General features: G+C 41.2%; 12 protein-coding genes and 1 CRISPR repeat array. Of the genes, 6 read left to right on the forward strand and 6 right to left on the reverse strand.

Annotated elements, in window-relative coordinates; genetic code table 11:
* Positions 1–27: 27 nt before the first annotated feature.
* The 4 genes from ACWATR_RS10165 to ACWATR_RS10180 all read right to left on the reverse strand — a co-directional run bounded on the left by ACWATR_RS10165 (position 28) and on the right by ACWATR_RS10180 (position 6,546).
* Positions 28–1,917: an ATP-binding protein gene (locus ACWATR_RS10165; protein WP_460331931.1), complete on the reverse strand. Its 1,890-nt coding sequence runs from the start codon at positions 1,915–1,917 to the stop codon at positions 28–30.
* Between the two features lie 334 nt (positions 1,918–2,251).
* A CRISPR array of direct repeats spans positions 2,252–3,870; the repeat unit is 37 nt; unit sequence ATTGCAATTCAACAAAATCCCTATTAGGGATTGAAAC.
* 38 nt (positions 3,871–3,908) lie between these two features.
* Entirely contained in the window at positions 3,909–4,538 is a 630-nt protein-coding gene (locus ACWATR_RS10170; RefSeq protein WP_460331933.1) for a hypothetical protein, read from the reverse strand.
* A gap of 42 nt (positions 4,539–4,580) precedes the next feature.
* Complete coding sequence (gene dusB, locus ACWATR_RS10175) at positions 4,581–5,636, reverse strand: tRNA dihydrouridine synthase DusB (protein ID WP_460331934.1); 1,056 nt, start codon at positions 5,634–5,636, stop codon at positions 4,581–4,583.
* 76 nt (positions 5,637–5,712) lie between these two features.
* Positions 5,713–6,546 carry an Rpn family recombination-promoting nuclease/putative transposase gene (locus ACWATR_RS10180; protein WP_460331936.1) on the reverse strand — a complete coding sequence of 278 codons (834 nt, stop codon included), beginning with the start codon at positions 6,544–6,546 and terminating at the stop codon, positions 5,713–5,715.
* 437 nt (positions 6,547–6,983) lie between these two features.
* On the opposite strand from ACWATR_RS10180, the gene ACWATR_RS10185 reads away from it, so the two are divergent.
* Entirely contained in the window at positions 6,984–8,861 is a 1,878-nt protein-coding gene (locus ACWATR_RS10185; RefSeq protein WP_460331938.1) for a DUF1565 domain-containing protein, read from the forward strand.
* Positions 8,862–8,984: 123 nt separating this feature from the next.
* Here the strand turns inward: ACWATR_RS10185 and ACWATR_RS10190 are convergent, their stop codons facing one another.
* Positions 8,985–10,214, reverse strand: a complete 1,230-nt coding sequence (locus tag ACWATR_RS10190; protein ID WP_460331940.1) for a TetR family transcriptional regulator — start codon at positions 10,212–10,214, stop codon at positions 8,985–8,987.
* A 290-nt stretch (positions 10,215–10,504) separates the two neighbouring features.
* Here ACWATR_RS10190 and ACWATR_RS10195 point away from each other — a divergent pair, with 290 nt between their 5' ends.
* A complete protein-coding gene (locus ACWATR_RS10195) occupies positions 10,505–11,362 on the forward strand; it encodes an acyl-CoA desaturase (RefSeq protein WP_460331942.1) in 858 nt (285 codons plus the stop codon).
* Between the two features lie 769 nt (positions 11,363–12,131).
* Entirely contained in the window at positions 12,132–12,878 is a 747-nt protein-coding gene (locus ACWATR_RS10200; protein ID WP_460331944.1) for a TIGR04283 family arsenosugar biosynthesis glycosyltransferase, read from the forward strand.
* A 26-nt stretch (positions 12,879–12,904) separates the two neighbouring features.
* On the opposite strand, the gene ACWATR_RS10205 is transcribed toward ACWATR_RS10200, so the two are convergent.
* Positions 12,905–13,138 (reverse strand): hypothetical protein, encoded by a 234-nt coding sequence (locus ACWATR_RS10205; protein ID WP_460331946.1) that lies wholly within the window; start codon positions 13,136–13,138, stop codon positions 12,905–12,907.
* 39 nt (positions 13,139–13,177) lie between these two features.
* Here ACWATR_RS10205 and ACWATR_RS10210 point away from each other — a divergent pair, with 39 nt between their 5' ends.
* The 3 genes from ACWATR_RS10210 to ACWATR_RS10220 all read left to right on the forward strand — a co-directional run bounded on the left by ACWATR_RS10210 (position 13,178) and on the right by ACWATR_RS10220 (position 16,507).
* On the forward strand, positions 13,178–13,936 hold the full coding sequence (locus ACWATR_RS10210; RefSeq protein ID WP_460331948.1) for a TVP38/TMEM64 family protein: 759 nt from the start codon (positions 13,178–13,180) through the stop codon (positions 13,934–13,936).
* Positions 13,905–14,678, forward strand: coding sequence for a TVP38/TMEM64 family protein (locus ACWATR_RS10215; RefSeq protein WP_460331950.1), 774 nt, complete (start codon positions 13,905–13,907; stop codon positions 14,676–14,678). The genes ACWATR_RS10210 and ACWATR_RS10215 overlap by 32 nt, the downstream gene beginning before the upstream one ends.
* Positions 14,679–14,956: 278 nt before the next feature.
* Positions 14,957–16,507, forward strand: a complete 1,551-nt coding sequence (locus tag ACWATR_RS10220; RefSeq protein ID WP_460331952.1) for a mercuric reductase — start codon at positions 14,957–14,959, stop codon at positions 16,505–16,507.
* The last annotated feature ends 71 nt before the right edge of the window (positions 16,508–16,578 follow it).

Here is a 16,578-nt window from a genome sequence, read left to right on the forward strand (position 1 = left end):
TGGATTAAAAGCAAAATTTGATTCTAATTAATTAATATGTTGTTGAATGAAACTTTCCAAACGTTTGAGTTGAAAATTACTAGCAAGCTGGATGATTTGCTCAGTAAAAGCACTAAGTTGCTCATCAGATGCAGAAAGTTGTTGAACTGATTCTAAAAGTAATTGAATATCGCCGTCTTGTGCTAGTTCGAGTAACTGTTGTAAAACCTCATTACTAGGAGAAATCATTTTCTCTAGATGATCCATACCACCTATATCATTTTTTTTCATTGTGTCTGCTTTACCATCAAAAACCCATTGCAGTTGCAAAAGTTTTCGTAGTAATTCCAGCAGAGCTTCAGCTTCTATAGGCTTTGGTAGAAATATATTTGCACCAGCATCAACACTCTTATACTGATCGGCTGCAAATACACTAGCTGACGAAGCAATAACAGCAATCTTTTTAAATTGGTTAGACCAACGTAAACGTTTGATGAACTTAAATCCATCATTTACAGGCATAACTAAGTCAGTGATAATCAAGTCTGGTTTATGAGCTACAGCTTGTTCCCATCCTTCCTGACCATTACTAGCTTCTATAACTGTAAACCCAACTGGCTCTAGTAAATTTACAATTACCGAGCGGTTTTCCCATTTGTCATCCACAATCAAAATCGTGCGTTTTTGTCCCTGATAACCAATAATAGTTCCCTGCTCTATCACTCTAGAAACCTTTGCCCAATCTTTAGATTCTGGCAATTGCACCTCAAACCAGAAAGTGCTGCCTTTGCCAAGCTCACTCTGCACCTGAATTTGACCACCCATAAGTAAAACAATTTGTTGGCTGATTGCTAATCCCAAGCCAGTACCTTCACTTTGTCGTTTCTGATTTCCCACTTGCTCAAAAGGCTGGAAGATTTTCTCGACTTGCTCAGGGGTTATACCCGCGCCGGTATCTGCAATCTCAAAACGAATTTTGTAGTTTGTTATTTTTCCATCGGCATTTAATTCTTGACTAATAACCTTAGCCTGAAAGCTAACGCTACCTTCATGAGTAAATTTGATGGCATTACTAAGCAAGTTTATCAGTACTTGTCGCAAGCGTTTTTCATCAGCATAAATGCCTGTTGGCAAATCAGGATCTAATTGAAGATGAAATGCAATGACCTTTTGTTCTGCCTGGATACGGCAAATTTCAACCACACTGTCTATAAAAGCAGGAAAGTAGAAACCAACACGATTCAATTCCAGTTTCCGGGCTTCAATCTTGGAGAGATCCAGAACATCATTAATTAGGTTTAATAGATGAGAACCACATTGGTAAATGACGCTGACTCCTTTGCGCCCTTTCTCGCTTAAAGATTCTGTGCGTTGGAGAATTTGTGTATAGCCCAGGATGCCATTAAGGGGTGTGCGTAATTCATGGCTCATATTGGCAAGAAATTCACTTTTTGCTTGGCTAGCATTTTGAGCAACTTCCTCAGCTTTACGCAGTTCTTGCTCTATACGCTTGCGCTGTACAATTTCACTTGTGAGCACTCGATTAATTGCTTCTAACTGGGCAGGGCTAGGCAATGTTAGAGCTTGAGGCATGAGATAAAATAAGGCAAAGGCTGTATATATTGAAATAATCGCAGTTAAAGCTTTGAGACTACCTGCAACCCAGTAATCTGGATGCCAAAGCGTCCAAATGTCTATTAAGTGTCCAGTACCGCAAGCAATAATAAAAGCACCAAATAATATAAAGACTCCATTAAAAGGAACGTCTTGGCGTTTGGAAATAAAGTAAATCAGCAAGAAGGGAATAGAATAATAGGCAATTGCGATCGTCGCATCAGAAATAATGTGTAACCAAACTAGCCCTGTTTGCCAGAGATAACAATGTCCATGGGGAATAAAACCAATTGAGTGCAAAGGATAGTTTAAAAGTGTCAACATGATCTTAAAGGTTACTGGATTTGCAATATATACCTCTAATCTCAGTATTCCCAAATCATTAAGTAGTAAGCTTAGTTCTCAGCAATCTGACTAATTTACTTGCAAAATGCGCGGATGGGTAGGTGTACAAAATCAGAAGGGGCAAAAAAAGCTGCACACTCTATCTATACAAGACTTTGAGGGTAATGGTACTCTAAAACCATCCGCGCACCTTACGAAGACTGGCTTTCAGCGATTTGCATCTTGTGCCATGACTATTCCCTGTGTTATGATTCACTCATTCGCGCAACCGCACCTTGAAAACCAAATACAGCAGTCCTTTCAGACGCCAGCGATTGCAATTCAACAAAATCCCTATTAGGGATTGAAACAGCCCGGAAAAGACAGAGCATTTGAGGCTGTCTGTAATTGCAATTCAACAAAATCCCTATTAGGGATTGAAACGTTCAGTCCGGTAGCTCTGCGTGGGATTCAATGGATTGCAATTCAACAAAATCCCTATTAGGGATTGAAACATATAAGGTTGATTAAAGGGCTTCTGTTATGTTAACATTGCAATTCAACAAAATCCCTATTAGGGATTGAAACCGCCATTGATTTTTACTGAGTCCACATCAGTAACGTATTGCAATTCAACAAAATCCCTATTAGGGATTGAAACTTCTGGCGGTAACCAGACACTTTATGGGTGGTATATTGCAATTCAACAAAATCCCTATTAGGGATTGAAACTTCACTAAGCCGTGTTACTCTTCGTGATGCGATTGCAATTCAACAAAATCCCTATTAGGGATTGAAACAAGGACTTTTTAGCGAAAAAGCCTGATATTTTAATTGCAATTCAACAAAATCCCTATTAGGGATTGAAACCTCGAATTCTGACTATTTCGCGATCGCGAATTTGATTGCAATTCAACAAAATCCCTATTAGGGATTGAAACCCAAGAAAAGCCTCATCTCTAAAAGCTTCCTCACTTCTTCCATTGCAATTCAACAAAATCCCTATTAGGGATTGAAACAAGACGCTAGAACACAACGGTAAATTAGTGATTACATTGCAATTCAACAAAATCCCTATTAGGGATTGAAACCCTGAATTAGGCATAGTCGGGGAAGGATATTCATTATTGCAATTCAACAAAATCCCTATTAGGGATTGAAACGCCTTCATTCCCCAGCAGATACGCCCAAAATATGATTGCAATTCAACAAAATCCCTATTAGGGATTGAAACCATCCCAATCTAGAGGCTCAGTAGTACCCCATTGCAATTCAACAAAATCCCTATTAGGGATTGAAACGATTGTTCAACTCAGGACGTAGCCCCGACCCCTCAGAAATTGCAATTCAACAAAATCCCTATTAGGGATTGAAACTTTAGGCTACCGGATACCCGTGGTCGCGTACCTGATTGCAATTCAACAAAATCCCTATTAGGGATTGAAACTACATGGGACTCTTTAGAACTCTAATAACTACTAATTGCAATTCAACAAAATCCCTATTAGGGATTGAAACATTCCCACGATGAGTTTTTAGTAGAAAACAATGGAATTGCAATTCAACAAAATCCCTATTAGGGATTGAAACCACCAAGCTACATTAGGTACATAAAGAAAAACACAATTGCAATTCAACAAAATCCCTATTAGGGATTGAAACAACACAAGTGCCCTGAGCGCATATATAACCTCCAGTAGATTGCAATTCAACAAAATCCCTATTAGGGATTGAAACAGAAGGGAATTCGAGTAGTCGTAAATAAAGTATCCAGATTGCAATTCAACAAAATCCCTATTAGGGATTGAAACCCATCTTATCCTCATCAATAAAATCACAGATCAAATTGCAATTCAACAAAATCCCTATTAGGGATTGAAACTTATATTTACTTTATGCCCGTCTTTACCCATTCTATTACAATTCAACAAAATCCCTATTAGGGATTGAAATGACCAAATAGGCTGGATACAATTTCGCCGACATTGCAATTAATCATAATCCTCATTAAGGATCGTTGTAAAATATACCTCTGTTTGAGTACCAAGTGCATCCTTACGATTACTGCCAGTATTAACGATGACGTTATACAAATTAATCTTTGGTAGTGAGGATGCAACAGAAAGATAAATTTTGTCATTGATGATTATTTTTCCCGAAGAAATTTGTTTGATATTTTTGATAGGCTCAACATCAACATCTCCATTGCGATAACAAAGCCTGCCAAAGGCTAAAGCTGTTGCTTGTGGAGGGACTTCAAGCAAATAAAAATAATCAGGACGGAACCATTCTTTCCAATTATTATCAACACCTTGGCCGATATATTGAATTGATGATTGGCGCACTTTTGACCAAGTTATAAAAGAAAGTGCTTTTGGAAAAATGATTACTTTTAGTTCTCTAGCGCTATTCAGAGAAACTCTTTTAGTAAAAGTCCCTTCACGTAAGGCAATTCCATTAATATCATAATTATTAACTTTGACTTTAGTAAGAGGTTTAGCAGTTACACAAAACTTAGCCAGTTTATTATCTGGTTGTTGAAAGCTAACCAAGACGATAATACATATCAAAGTTAAACAAATGGGAATAAATGCTTTTAAAAATCGATGAATATTTATCAATTTAATTGATTGATGGATTTTTGCTTTTATAACATAGATTTTCTAAAGCATTACCAAACTACCTTCTGCTTCTTCTTCAATTTCATAACCATTAGCCAGTTTTTCAATTGCTTGGTCAATCATTGCCAAACCTTGATCTACTTTTTCAACTAAACTTAGCTGTCCTCGCAGTTCGGCAGCACCAACGAAACCCTTAGCATACCAAGTCATGTGCTTACGGGCTTGACGTACACCGCGATCGCCTTTATATTCCCACAAGGCTTGTAAATGATCTCTTGCACATTCCAAGCGCTGAATCGGGGTAGGTTTCGGTAATATTTCCCCAGTTTTCAGGAAGTGATCAATTTCTCCCACCAGAAACGGATAACCCAAAGTTCCACGAGAACACATGACGCCATCAGCGCCAGTTTGTTCTAAACATCTCACCGCCGCTTCAACAGAAAAAATATCTCCATTCCCAATCACTGGAATAGAAAGCACTTCTTTTACACGGGTAATCCATTCCCAACGGGCATTGCCATTGTATCCTTGGGCGCGGGTGCGTCCATGTACCGTAATCATTTTTGCCCCGGCATCTTCCATCCGCTTGGCAAAGTCGAGAATAGTAATTTCGTTGTCATTCCAGCCAATACGGGTTTTTACTGTCACAGGGACATCAACAGCTTTTACAACTTCCCGCACAATTGCTTCTGCTATTTCTGGTTGGCGCAACAACGAAGAACCACCACCATTTTTAGTGATTTTATTTACTGGGCAACCCATATTAATATCAACAGTATCAGCACCTTCTGCAACTGCCTTTATTGCTGCTTCTGCTAGGAAATCTGGACGGCAATCAAATAGTTGAATGCTAATTGGGCGTTCGTTGGGATCTACCTCCATGATTTTGGGTAGCTGCTTAACATAATGTAACCCTGTAGCATTCACCATTTCGGTATACATCATGGAGTCTGGGGCATAGCGACGCACCAGACGGCGAAACACCATATCTGTAACCCCAGATAGAGGCGACTGGAGAACCCGACTTTTTACCTCGAAGGAGCCAATTTTCAAGGGTTGGGAAAGTCTAGCTTGGAGAATGGGAGACAGGGAAATCATAGAAAAAATTAAAAATTGTGCGGATAAAAAATAGCAGGAATATTTAGAGGGATTTGTGTTCAGTGCTAATTGTCGGTTACGTATCCTGACTTGGAGGCTGTTTTTGCATTTCTTGCTGAATCTCTTCTAGACTCAAACCTAACTCTTTCGCTGTTTCTTCAAAACTCAATCCCAATCTCAACAACAAAGGTATCATTCTCAACTTTTCTTCACGCGCTCCTTCTTGTTTACCTTCTTGTTTGCCTTCTTGCTTGCCTTCTTGCTTGCCTTCTTGATAAACTCGTGTTTTTTTCAAATCACTCAACCCAAACATACCTTCAATCTCCTCTCGACTCATTGCCGGAAACTTGTAAACCAAAATTGTCTCTATCAATTCTAGTAACTGCTGCCGTTGTGGTTCAATGTTGATTTCTTGCTGGGTTCTGTCTATTAACTGCCTGGCAGCGATAATAGCTGTCTCCTCTTCATCAACGACTAATTTCATCGTAGCAATTCCAACTGGCAGCAATGCTGTTTCACCTAGTTCATTCAGATAAATGCGACTGATGCGCTGGCTAGTGAAAAATTCGCTGTAATTCTTGATATCTGCTGTATCTAGACTGCGATTGGGATAAATAACTACTCCTCGCCAAGAATTTTTAGGTTTATTTTGGCGTAAGTATAAAGAAATTTCTGAAAATAGGCGTGAATAAATTTCTGTATCGGTTTGAAACTGGACTTCAACAAAGTAAATCGGATTTTTTTCTCCTTGTGTTGGGAGAAAAACACCATCTATACGGAAGGCAGTTTGCTTGATTTCAATTGATGAGAATTGATAAGTCTCTGCGGTTTGGGGTGGATTACCAATTAATTCAAAAAAGATGCCAGGAAGTTCTTGAAAAAGGCGATAAAAAATGCTGTCAGTTTTCACGCTTGATGTATTGCGGTGATTTAACCAGTTAGATTTTACCGTAAAATAGCTAGCAACAAATTTTGTTCAATTAGAGGATGTTTTTAAAGTCCTCTAAGACTACTGAGTTTTATTTTCAGCCTTAAAAAAGTCACAAAAAACACCGAGACTCAAAATATCTAACAAAAATCTTTTTTTAAATAAGTGGAACTCACATTAATTTATCAATAAAGGCAGTCTTGCTGGAGGAAAACTGCCTTCTCTCAAGTACCGCGACTAAAGGAGTCTTATTCAGGAGGAGTCTGAATCCCCTATTGATTTACTCCTTCTGCCTCCTGCCTCTTTCAATACTCTGTATTAAAAATCGCCAATCGGTCAATATTGTGAGTAATATTATCGACATAATACTCTCTAAGAGTATAAGAATTTATTGATACTTCTAAGGAGTCGTGTTAAATATGATTCACTATCATGTGTTTTCTAAGTACCGTAGAGTAGATATTATGCTTGCAAAACTGGAGTTTTTGAAATCAGCAAGGCTTTTATTTTTTAGCGCATCAGTATTATATTTTATAGCAATTATGGTAGCGGCAAGTATGGCGTTCCTGGGTACAAGCTTGGGTAGCGCGATCGCTCAAATACCATCGACACCAGATTCCATACCTTCTGGCGAGAAAACACCATCTCAGGTTAACGTGCTGTTTGTCAACCCTAGTGTGGGAGATGACAGCGCAGGTAATGGCAGCGAATCCGCTCCTGTGAAAACGATTACTCAAGCGTTGCGATTAGCTAACGCCAATACTGTAATCATGCTCTCTACGGGCACTTATAGCGCCGAGACAGGAGAGGAATTTCCCTTAATGCTAAAACCGGGTATTTCAATTCAAGGTAACCCTAGTAATCAAGGCAAGGACATTATCATTCAGGGTGGTGGTGATTACCTGAGTCGGAGCTTTGCCGGTCAAAATGTCACAATTGTTGGAGCAAATCAAGCTTTACTCACTGGGGTAACAGTGACAAACTCTAACCCCCGTGGTTACGGTTTATGGATTGAATCTAGCAATCCAGTAGTCGCGGAAAATACATTTACTGGCAGTACTCAAGATGGGATTTCCGTCAGTGGTAATGCTGCACCCACTATTACCAAGAATTACTTCGATCGCAATGGAGCCAATGGAATCACAATTGCCGGTAACTCCAGTCCTCAAGTGAAGGAAAATATCTTTCACCAAACGGGTTTTGGCATTAATATTGCCCACAATGCCGCTCCAGTAGTCATCGGCAATCAAATTCAGAACAATAGATCGGGAATTGTGGTGCAAGCAAATGCCCGCCCGATTTTGCGGAATAATTCTATTCAAGATAATAAAGAAGATGGTTTAGTTGCGATCGCTCAATCAATGCCAGATTTGGGTAGTGCATCCGAACCTGGGGGTAATCAATTTCAAAATAATGGCCGCTACGACATTAACGCTAGCGCTGCTAAACAGGTAATTCTTGCTGCTGGTAACAACCTTGTGAGCGATCGCATCACTGGCAAAGTAGATATTAACGGTACAACAGCAATAGCAACCCAGAATTCTCAACCCGCTTCCAACAACGTGTTACGAGAAATACCACCAACTGGAGAAATCACTTTCTCGGCTCCCGAAATCTCTGAAACTACCAATGGGCAAAGCAACAACAGCATTTCAGCAAATAATCCTGTTTCTACACCATTAAACAGTCAATTGTTGCCATTAGCGCCAGCCAATACATCAGTTTCCACGCCTAGATCCAATCAACAACTCCCCACCTCTAAAGTCGCGGGTTTTCCTACTCCTAGCAGTTTGTCAGGTAGACAAATACCAACTAACACTTCAAGAGTTGCAAATTCCAGTCCAGAACCGCAGACTGATACACGACAGTTAAATTATGTGCGGATTGATCCTAATACGATTGAGTTTACTGCCCCTGAGTACCTATCCAATCCAGTTGCACAGCAGTCATTACCAATACTAGAAACTTCTGCCTCAGGAGCTTCAGCACTTTTACCACTTCCTAGTCACAATATCCCCATTAGCAATACTCGCAATATGCAAACAAGTTCTGCAAGTATTCCTTATGGCGGTAACTCTGCGACACAGTTTGGTATACGTTATCGCGTGGTAGTGCCACTAGCAACCGAGAGAGATCAAGATTTAGTGCGATTCCTTGCTCCTGATGCGTTTCCCACAGTTTGGCAAGGTCAAAGAGTTATGCAAGCAGGAGTATTTAACAGCGAATATAATGCTAAAGAAATGCTTAAAACACTTTCTAGCAAAGGTTTAAGAGCTATTGTGGAGCCGTTAAATTAATTGGGAATGGGGCATTGGACATTATGAAGAAGGGTAAAGGGGAAGTGGTTTGTTTCTTTACCCTTTACCCTTTACCCTTTACCCTTTACCCTTTACCCTTTACCCTCATCTCCCGAAAAAATCCTACCCCGGCTTATGATCCAAATGTGTTGCTTGCTCTAGGGCAGCTTTTTCTTTAGCTCGGCGGACATAGGGTTGTAATTGGGAGCGATCGCAACCTGTTAAAATACTCAGGTTTTCCAAGGTGATCCCCCGCATTAACATTTCTACACGCCAGGTTTGTTGTGCCTGAGCTAAAGCTGGCGCTTTTCCTTGGGGAGTTAACAATCCCTCACTCCATACTTGCCAACGTGTCTCAAGCTCTGATTGTGAGATGGATGTGCCTGTTTCATTCAAAAACATGGCTGTTTGAGCATCTTTACGACTTTTCAGCCATTTGATTAAAGGATTATTAGTAAAAGAGCCGTAGCGTTTGCCCAAAATCCACTGATTCACAGGTACTTGACGGACAAATCCGGGAATTGTGATTTGTAGGAAGTGCCCTTGAGTATCGTAGATTTGGTGCGATCGCTGCAAGCTAATTATTTCTGTGGCGGATAACCCAGCCCCAAATAATACATAAGCTAAAGCATAATCTCGCGTTCCCAATTTCCTGGCTTGTTGCAGAATTTCGTGAACTAAACTAGCAGGCAAATCAGCTACTTCTGTAGTGTTCAAACCTCCTTGTAAGCAGTTTGTTGCTAATTCTGCTGAAGATGACATGGCTCCATTTAAAAACAACTCCACCAAATTTTCCAGAAAATCGTCGCGATCGTCCCAAAGTTCGTGAAATTCGCTAGTGAACTCAATTACGGCATATCCCAAGATCATCCCATTCAGCAAACTGGCTAATTTTTCTGCGGGTAAATAAGTATTTAGGTGTCCTTGCTGGATTACAGTAGCTAAATACTGAGCTACATAGCGGTTTGCTTCTGTTACTCCCCTGCCTAGGGCGCGGCGATTTTCTGCCGGAAATTGGTCGGCTTCACCCACCACAGACCGGACGAACTCTGGCACTCGTTCTAGTGCGTGTAAAGTGTCACTTGCATAATCCTTAAGAGCTTGGTAGACATTGCCGGGAGGCGTTGCTCGCCGCACCAGCGATTCACCTAAATCCTTGAAAGCTGCGGACTCTTCCAGCACAGCCAAAAGCAGTCCGTGCTTATTGCCAAAATTCCGAAATAAAGTCACTTCATTGACTTCGGCTTTTTCAGCAATTTGGCGGGTTGTAGTGGCGCTGACTCCGTGAGCAGAAAACAACTCAAGTGCAGCTTGAATCAAGCGTTGACGAGTAGAAAGGAGGTGAGATGACATAGAAAAATGCAAGTGGCACTTGCACGGATATCAGAGTTCTGCTAGCATAACAAATGTAAGTGATACTTGCTTTACTCTATCCTACGGGTGACGCTCCTGCGTCGCTAATGGGGGAAACCCCTAGACGCTCAATGACTCGCTAACGCTGTGCTATCGCCTTTGGCGTCTCCCTTTGGGAGAAGACCGCGGTGGCTCACTGTAACGAACTAGTATACAGGGCGGGTAAATCCCTTGTGGGATGGCATCCGAGAAAAAGCAAATCGCTTCATCATCCATCAACAGGAATTTTTATGACCGCAAATTTTGGGGCGATCGCTCCTGAGAGAGGCAATTCACCTCAACTCAGGTGGATAAATGTGGTATTTTTTGGTGTATTTCATGCGTTAGCACTTCTGTCTCCTTGGTTTTTCTCTTGGCCAGCATTAGGTTTGCTAGTGTTTCTCCACTGGTTATTCGGGAGCATTGGTATTTGCTTGGGATATCACCGACTACTGAGCCATAAGAGTTTCCAAGTTCCCAAGTGGTTAGAGTATGCGATCGCCCTCATTGGAGCGTTGGCTTTGCAAGGCGGGCCAATTTTTTGGGTAGGTGGACACCGCCAACACCACGCCCACACAGAAGATATCAATTTAGACCCCTATTCTGCCCAAAAAGGATTTTGGTGGAGCCATATACTATGGATTTTCTACCCACGTCCAGAATTCTTTGACTATGACACCTATAAAAAATATGCCCCTGACTTAGCAAGACAACCCTTTTATTGTTGGCTGGATCGCTACTTCCTGGTGTTGCAAATCCCCTTCGGACTGCTGCTTTATGTCTTAGGAGGATGGCCTTTTGTGTTCTATGGAGTGTTTCTCAGATGTGTCTTGCTTTGGCACTCAACCTGGTTTGTAAACTCAGCATCACACCTGTGGGGTTATCGCACCTTTGATGCCAATGATGGCGCTCGTAATCTTTGGTGGGTATCCCTCGTCACCTATGGAGAAGGATGGCACAACAACCATCATACTTATCCCCACATGGCAAAATCTGGGTTGTATTGGTGGGAAATTGATGTTACTTGGTGGAGCATCCTAGTTTTGCAGACTTTGGGTTTAGCCAAAAAAGTTGTCTCACGTCCCCCTCAAGGTGCAACTCACGGCTAAATTGCAACTAAATTATCATGAATTTGTTATGCCGATTGCTTCCCGCAGTCGGCTTAATAAGTTTTTACGCATTTTAATTGCATATTTAGATCATGATTAATACTTCTAGTTTTCGCCAGACGATTCTACTAGCTATTATCACACTCAATCTCATTTCTACTTGGCTACACTACATAGATAATGCATTATTTTTGAGTCGATATCCTGGCCCAACGTGGTTCACTTCTATTGGAGTAATTAGTACTGTAATTGTAATGACTCCAGTGGGACTATTAGGATATTGGTTTTACACCAAAGGCATGTTTTGGTTAGCGTACTTTTTATTAGCCTTATACTCAATAACTAGTATCTCCAGTCCAGTCCATTATCTCTTTCCGATGGTTGCTCCCATGACTTGGAAAATGCATAGTCTAATATGGCTGGATGGATTTATGGGACTGTTACTGATAAGTTTCTTGTTATGGTCTAGTCTTGTATTGAAAGAGTGGCATAATAAACTATCTGCAAATTGATTTTACAAAAGGTATATATAGGAATCCGCTTTGATTTCTGAACGAATTTGCGTAGGTAGGCAATAGGCAATAGTCAATAGGAAAGAAGACTTCTTAGTTGTACTGAATTTTTTCAGAAATCAAATATGAGTCTTATATATAGTTGTAATTAAAATCACCCACCATTTTGTTAAGTCTAAGAGGATGTTTGAAAAGTGCCTAAAGTCACAGCGAAACACTTTTCAAACAATCATATTAGAACAGAAAATTCAGCAATTATGAGTCAGAATATTGGCGCTGTCACAATTTCTATTATTATTCCGGTACTCAATGAAGCGGAAAATATTAAAGAAGCAATATCTACGACAGCCTTCTCTACGAAATGCTATGCCAACGCAACTACCCAACCCAGTACAAATATAGAAGTGATTGTCGTAGATGCTGGTTCAGAGGATGACACTGTGGAAATTGCTCAGTCATTGGGTGTTAAAGTTATCTCGTCATCTCCCGGTCGTGCTGCTCAAATGAATGCGGGTGCTGTTGCAGCTAGCGGTGATATTCTGCTATTTCTCCATGCAGATACACGTTTGCCGACTGGGTTTGATGAGATGATTTGTACAGCACTACAACATTCGGGGACTGTGGCTGGTGCATTTAACTTGCGAATTGATGCGTCACTTTTAAGTTTACGATGGGTGGAGTGGGGAGTAAAAATGCGATCGCATTTTTGGCAAATGCCTTATGGCGACCAAGCAATTTTTTTAACAAAAGACGTATTTCAGCAAATTGGTGGCTTTCCTGAATTGCCCATCATGGAAGACTTTGAACTCATACGCCAGTTAAAACACATTGGACGCATTGTAATTATTCCCACACCAGTTGTCACCTCAGCCCGTAGATGGTTGCAAAAGGGAGTATTCAAAACTACCCTACTTAATCAAATAGTAATTGTTGCTTATTTACTCGGCGTTTCACCTGAGCGAATTCGTAGCTGGTATCGCCGAGAAAAATTTAAGAGGCTTTAAGCTGTTTCTCATGTGGGTAGCATATCTTAGGGGCATTGGATTTGAGGGTAGGTTTCAAAGTTGAGCCTCAGAAGGTCAACGTCGAGCCTCGGAAGGTCAACATTGAGCCTCAGAAGGTCAACGTCGAGCCTCGGAAGGTCAACATTGAGCCTCAGAAGGTCAACATCGAGCCTCAGAAGGTCAACGTCGAGCCTCAGAAGGTCAACGTCGAGCCTCAGAAGGTCAACGTCGAGCCTCAAAAGGTCAACGTCGAGCCTCAAAAGGTCAACATCGAGCCTCAGAAGGTCAAACTTATAAAAATGAGAAAGCGCGTATTAGATTCTAAACTCAAATTACTGCTGCTAAGTTGCCTGATTGTCACTCTAATAATTGCTGCGAAACAGTTAAATATTCAGGGACTTTTACAAACCTCAGTTATTTGGGTTGAGAGTCTTGGGATTTTAGGGCCTATTGCTTACATAGTCATTTACAACTTGGCAACATTACTATTTATCCCCGGTTCCCTACTAACGCTCAAAGGTGGTTGTTTGTTTGGAGTATTTTGGGGATCAATATATGTGCTAATTGCTGCAATAGTCGGAGCAACCTTAGCTTTTATCATTGGACGTTACCTGTCGCGGGATTGGGTTTCTCGACAAATGGACAAACATCCTAAATTTAAAGCGATTGATTTAGCAGTTGCCAAAGAAGGATGGAAAATTGTCTTTTTGACTCGTCTCTGTCCCATTTTTCCCTTCAATTTATTAAATTATGCTTTTGGAGTTACACAGGTTTCTCTCAAAGACTACATATTAGGTTCCTTCGGTATTATTCCCGGTACTGTGATGTACGTTTATATTGGTTCTTTAGCTGGTAATCTTGCCATGATTAACACGTCTCATCAAGCAATTACTCCAGAAACTCAAGTTTGGCAATGGATAATGCGAGTAGTTGGATTGATTGCTACTGTTGCGGTGACTGTGTACATCACAAAAATTGCTCAGAAAGCATTAGCTCAAAGTGTGGCAATAGAAGAAATAACAACCCATGACAAAATTAACAATCATTCAGATATTTAAAAGTATTGATGCCAGAAACTTGCAGAAGTTTTTTAGCCTAAGTATATTAACATTACTGATATTGGCGAGTGCCTTCTCATTAAACACAGACCCAGCTTGGGCACAAGAATCTGCAAATCCAAATTCTTTCAATCCCCAAGCAATTTTACGCGAAGCCTTGCAGTGGATTGATAGCCTGGGTGCGGTGGGAGCCTTAGCTTTTATAGCCCTTTACATTATCGCTACTGTCGCTTTTTTCCCAGGTTCTATTCTCACCTTGGGTTCTGGTGTGATTTTTGGTGCAGTTTGGGGTTCTCTCTATGTATTTATTGGTGCAACCCTTGGCGCTACAGCTGCTTTTCTTGTGGGACGTTATTTAGCTAGGGGTTGGGTTGCTCGAAAAATCGCAGATAACAAAAAATTTGCCGCCATTGATAAAGCAGTAGGTAAAGAAGGATTAAAAATTGTCCTGTTAACGCGACTGTCCCCTATATTTCCTTTCAATTTGCTGAACTATGCTTTTGGTATTACAGGAGTTTCACTTCAAGATTACTTCCTCGGCTCTCTAGGCATGATTCCTGGAACTATTATGTACGTTTATATTGGTTCTCTTGCAGGTAATCTGGCCATGATTGGGACTGAGGCTCAACCTACTAACCCGACTTTACAATGGGTAATTCGCATTTTGGGTTTGATTGCGACGGTCGCTGTAACAGTTTATGTAACCCGGATTGCACGCAAAGCTTTAGAAGAAGAATTGTAGGTTAGTACCACTTGTACACACAAGTCGAATTACCCCCCTTAGTCCCCCCTTGCCAAGGGGGGAAATAGAAAATCTAGTTCCCTCCCCTTTGCAAGGGGAGGGTTAGGGTGGGGTAAAACGCTGGTTAATCAGCTATTTAAGACTTGTATATACACCGTATTGGCGGGGTGGGGTTCTTGTAGCTTACTCAATCGAGAACCGCCATAAACAAGCATAAAAATAAAAGACTGAGCCACCCAAATTAATCGGGATTCTTAATTTTAAAAGAGGTTTCGCCAATGGCCAATTCAGATTTAGAGAGAGTTACAGTTCGTCCAATGGATGAATATAACCAAAAGTTGGTGTCTTACGTCCATCCGCCAAATTGGGTTAATCCTCAACCGGCAGATGTTTACGATTTGGTAGTAATTGGGGCTGGTACGGCGGGATTAGTGGTGGCGGCGGGGGCTACGGGTCTGGATTTGGGTTTAAAGGTGGCGTTAATTGAAAAGCATCTCATGGGTGGAGATTGCTTAAATGTTGGTTGCGTACCATCTAAAACTATTATTCGGTCTGCCCGTATCGTTGGTGAAATTTGGGATGCTAAAGACTTGGGAGTTAATATTCCCCAACATAATATAGATGTTGATTTTCCTAAAGTCATGGCCAGGATGCGACGGGTAAGGGCCGATATCAGCCATAATGACTCGGCGGAACGGTTTCAAAACTTGGGTGTTGATGTCTTTTTGGGTAGCGGTCGATTTGCAAGTAAAAATACTGTGGAAGTTGGCGATAAAACTCTGCGGTTTAAAAAAGCTGTAATTGCTACTGGTGCAAGAGCTGCACAACTGTCGATTCCGGGAATTGAAAAGGCGGGTTATCTAACCAATGAGACGGTTTTTTCCCTGATTCAACGACCGGAACATTTGGCGGTGATTGGCGGCGGCCCCATTGGTTGCGAATTGGCGCAAGCTTTCCGGCGTTTAGGTTCTGAGGTGGTACTTTTCCATAGCGGTTCTCATCTTTTAAATAAAGAAGATGCTGAGGCGGCTGAAATTCTCCAAAAGGTTTTGATTAACGAAGGAATTCGCGTAGTTCTCAATTCCAAGTTAGAAGAAGTGGTAACTGTCACTGAGGGAAAACGACTTTATTTTTCCTCTAATGGTCATCGAGATTCGGTGACAGTAGATGAAATTTTAGTCGGTGCGGGGCGATCGCCAAATGTCGAAAATCTAAATTTAGAAGCTGTGGGTGTAGAATATGACAAGCGCCAAGGTGTCAAGGTAAATGATTACCTCCAGACGACCAATCCCAAAATTTATGCAGCTGGCGATATCTGCATGAACTGGAAGTTTACCCATGCTGCTGATGCGGCGGCGCGGATTGTGATTAAGAATACGCTGTTTTCTCCCTTTGGATTGGGACGCTCGAAACTCAGTAGTTTGGTGATGCCTTGGGTAACTTATACTGACCCAGAAATTGCCCATGTAGGGATGTATGAACATGAAGCGCAGAAATTGGGTATTGAGGTGACAACAATTAAGATACCTTTTAATAGTGTAGACCGAGCGATCGCAGATGGTGAAGAGTTAGGATTTCTCAAAATCCACCATAAAAAGGGGTCTGATGAAATTCTTGGTGCAACTATTGTCGCCAGTCACGCAGGTGAGATGATATCAGAAGTGACTACGGCAATGGTGAATAAAATCGGTTTGAGTAAGTTAAGCAGTGTAATTCATCCTTATCCCACTCAAGCCGAAGCCATTAAAAAAGCAGCTGATGCTTATCGTCGAACACTCCTGACATCAAATACCAAAAAATTGCTGGGATTTTTGACAAAGTTATCTTGAGCAATACAGTTCAGAATGAGCAACAAAATCCTCATGTAGAGACGCGATTTATCGCGTCTTCAAAGACCAAT

The sequence above is a fragment of the Nostoc sp. UIC 10890 genome, assembly GCF_054786515.1.

Excerpts from the sequence above, each read along its gene's own strand:
- ACWATR_RS10165 (WP_460331931.1), bottom strand. The coding sequence starts at position 1,917 with ATGTTGACACTTTTAAACTATCCTTTGCACTCAATTGGTTTTATTCCC.
- dusB (WP_460331934.1), bottom strand. The coding sequence starts at position 5,636 with ATGATTTCCCTGTCTCCCATTCTCCAAGCTAGACTTTCCCAACCCTTG.
- ACWATR_RS10185 (WP_460331938.1), top strand. The coding sequence starts at position 6,984 with ATGATTCACTATCATGTGTTTTCTAAGTACCGTAGAGTAGATATTATG.
- ACWATR_RS10190 (WP_460331940.1), bottom strand. The coding sequence starts at position 10,214 with ATGTCATCTCACCTCCTTTCTACTCGTCAACGCTTGATTCAAGCTGCA.
- ACWATR_RS10195 (WP_460331942.1), top strand. The coding sequence starts at position 10,505 with ATGACCGCAAATTTTGGGGCGATCGCTCCTGAGAGAGGCAATTCACCT.
- ACWATR_RS10200 (WP_460331944.1), top strand. The coding sequence starts at position 12,132 with ATGAGTCAGAATATTGGCGCTGTCACAATTTCTATTATTATTCCGGTA.
- ACWATR_RS10210 (WP_460331948.1), top strand. The coding sequence starts at position 13,178 with ATGAGAAAGCGCGTATTAGATTCTAAACTCAAATTACTGCTGCTAAGT.
- ACWATR_RS10215 (WP_460331950.1), top strand. The coding sequence starts at position 13,905 with ATGACAAAATTAACAATCATTCAGATATTTAAAAGTATTGATGCCAGA.
- ACWATR_RS10220 (WP_460331952.1), top strand. The coding sequence starts at position 14,957 with ATGGCCAATTCAGATTTAGAGAGAGTTACAGTTCGTCCAATGGATGAA.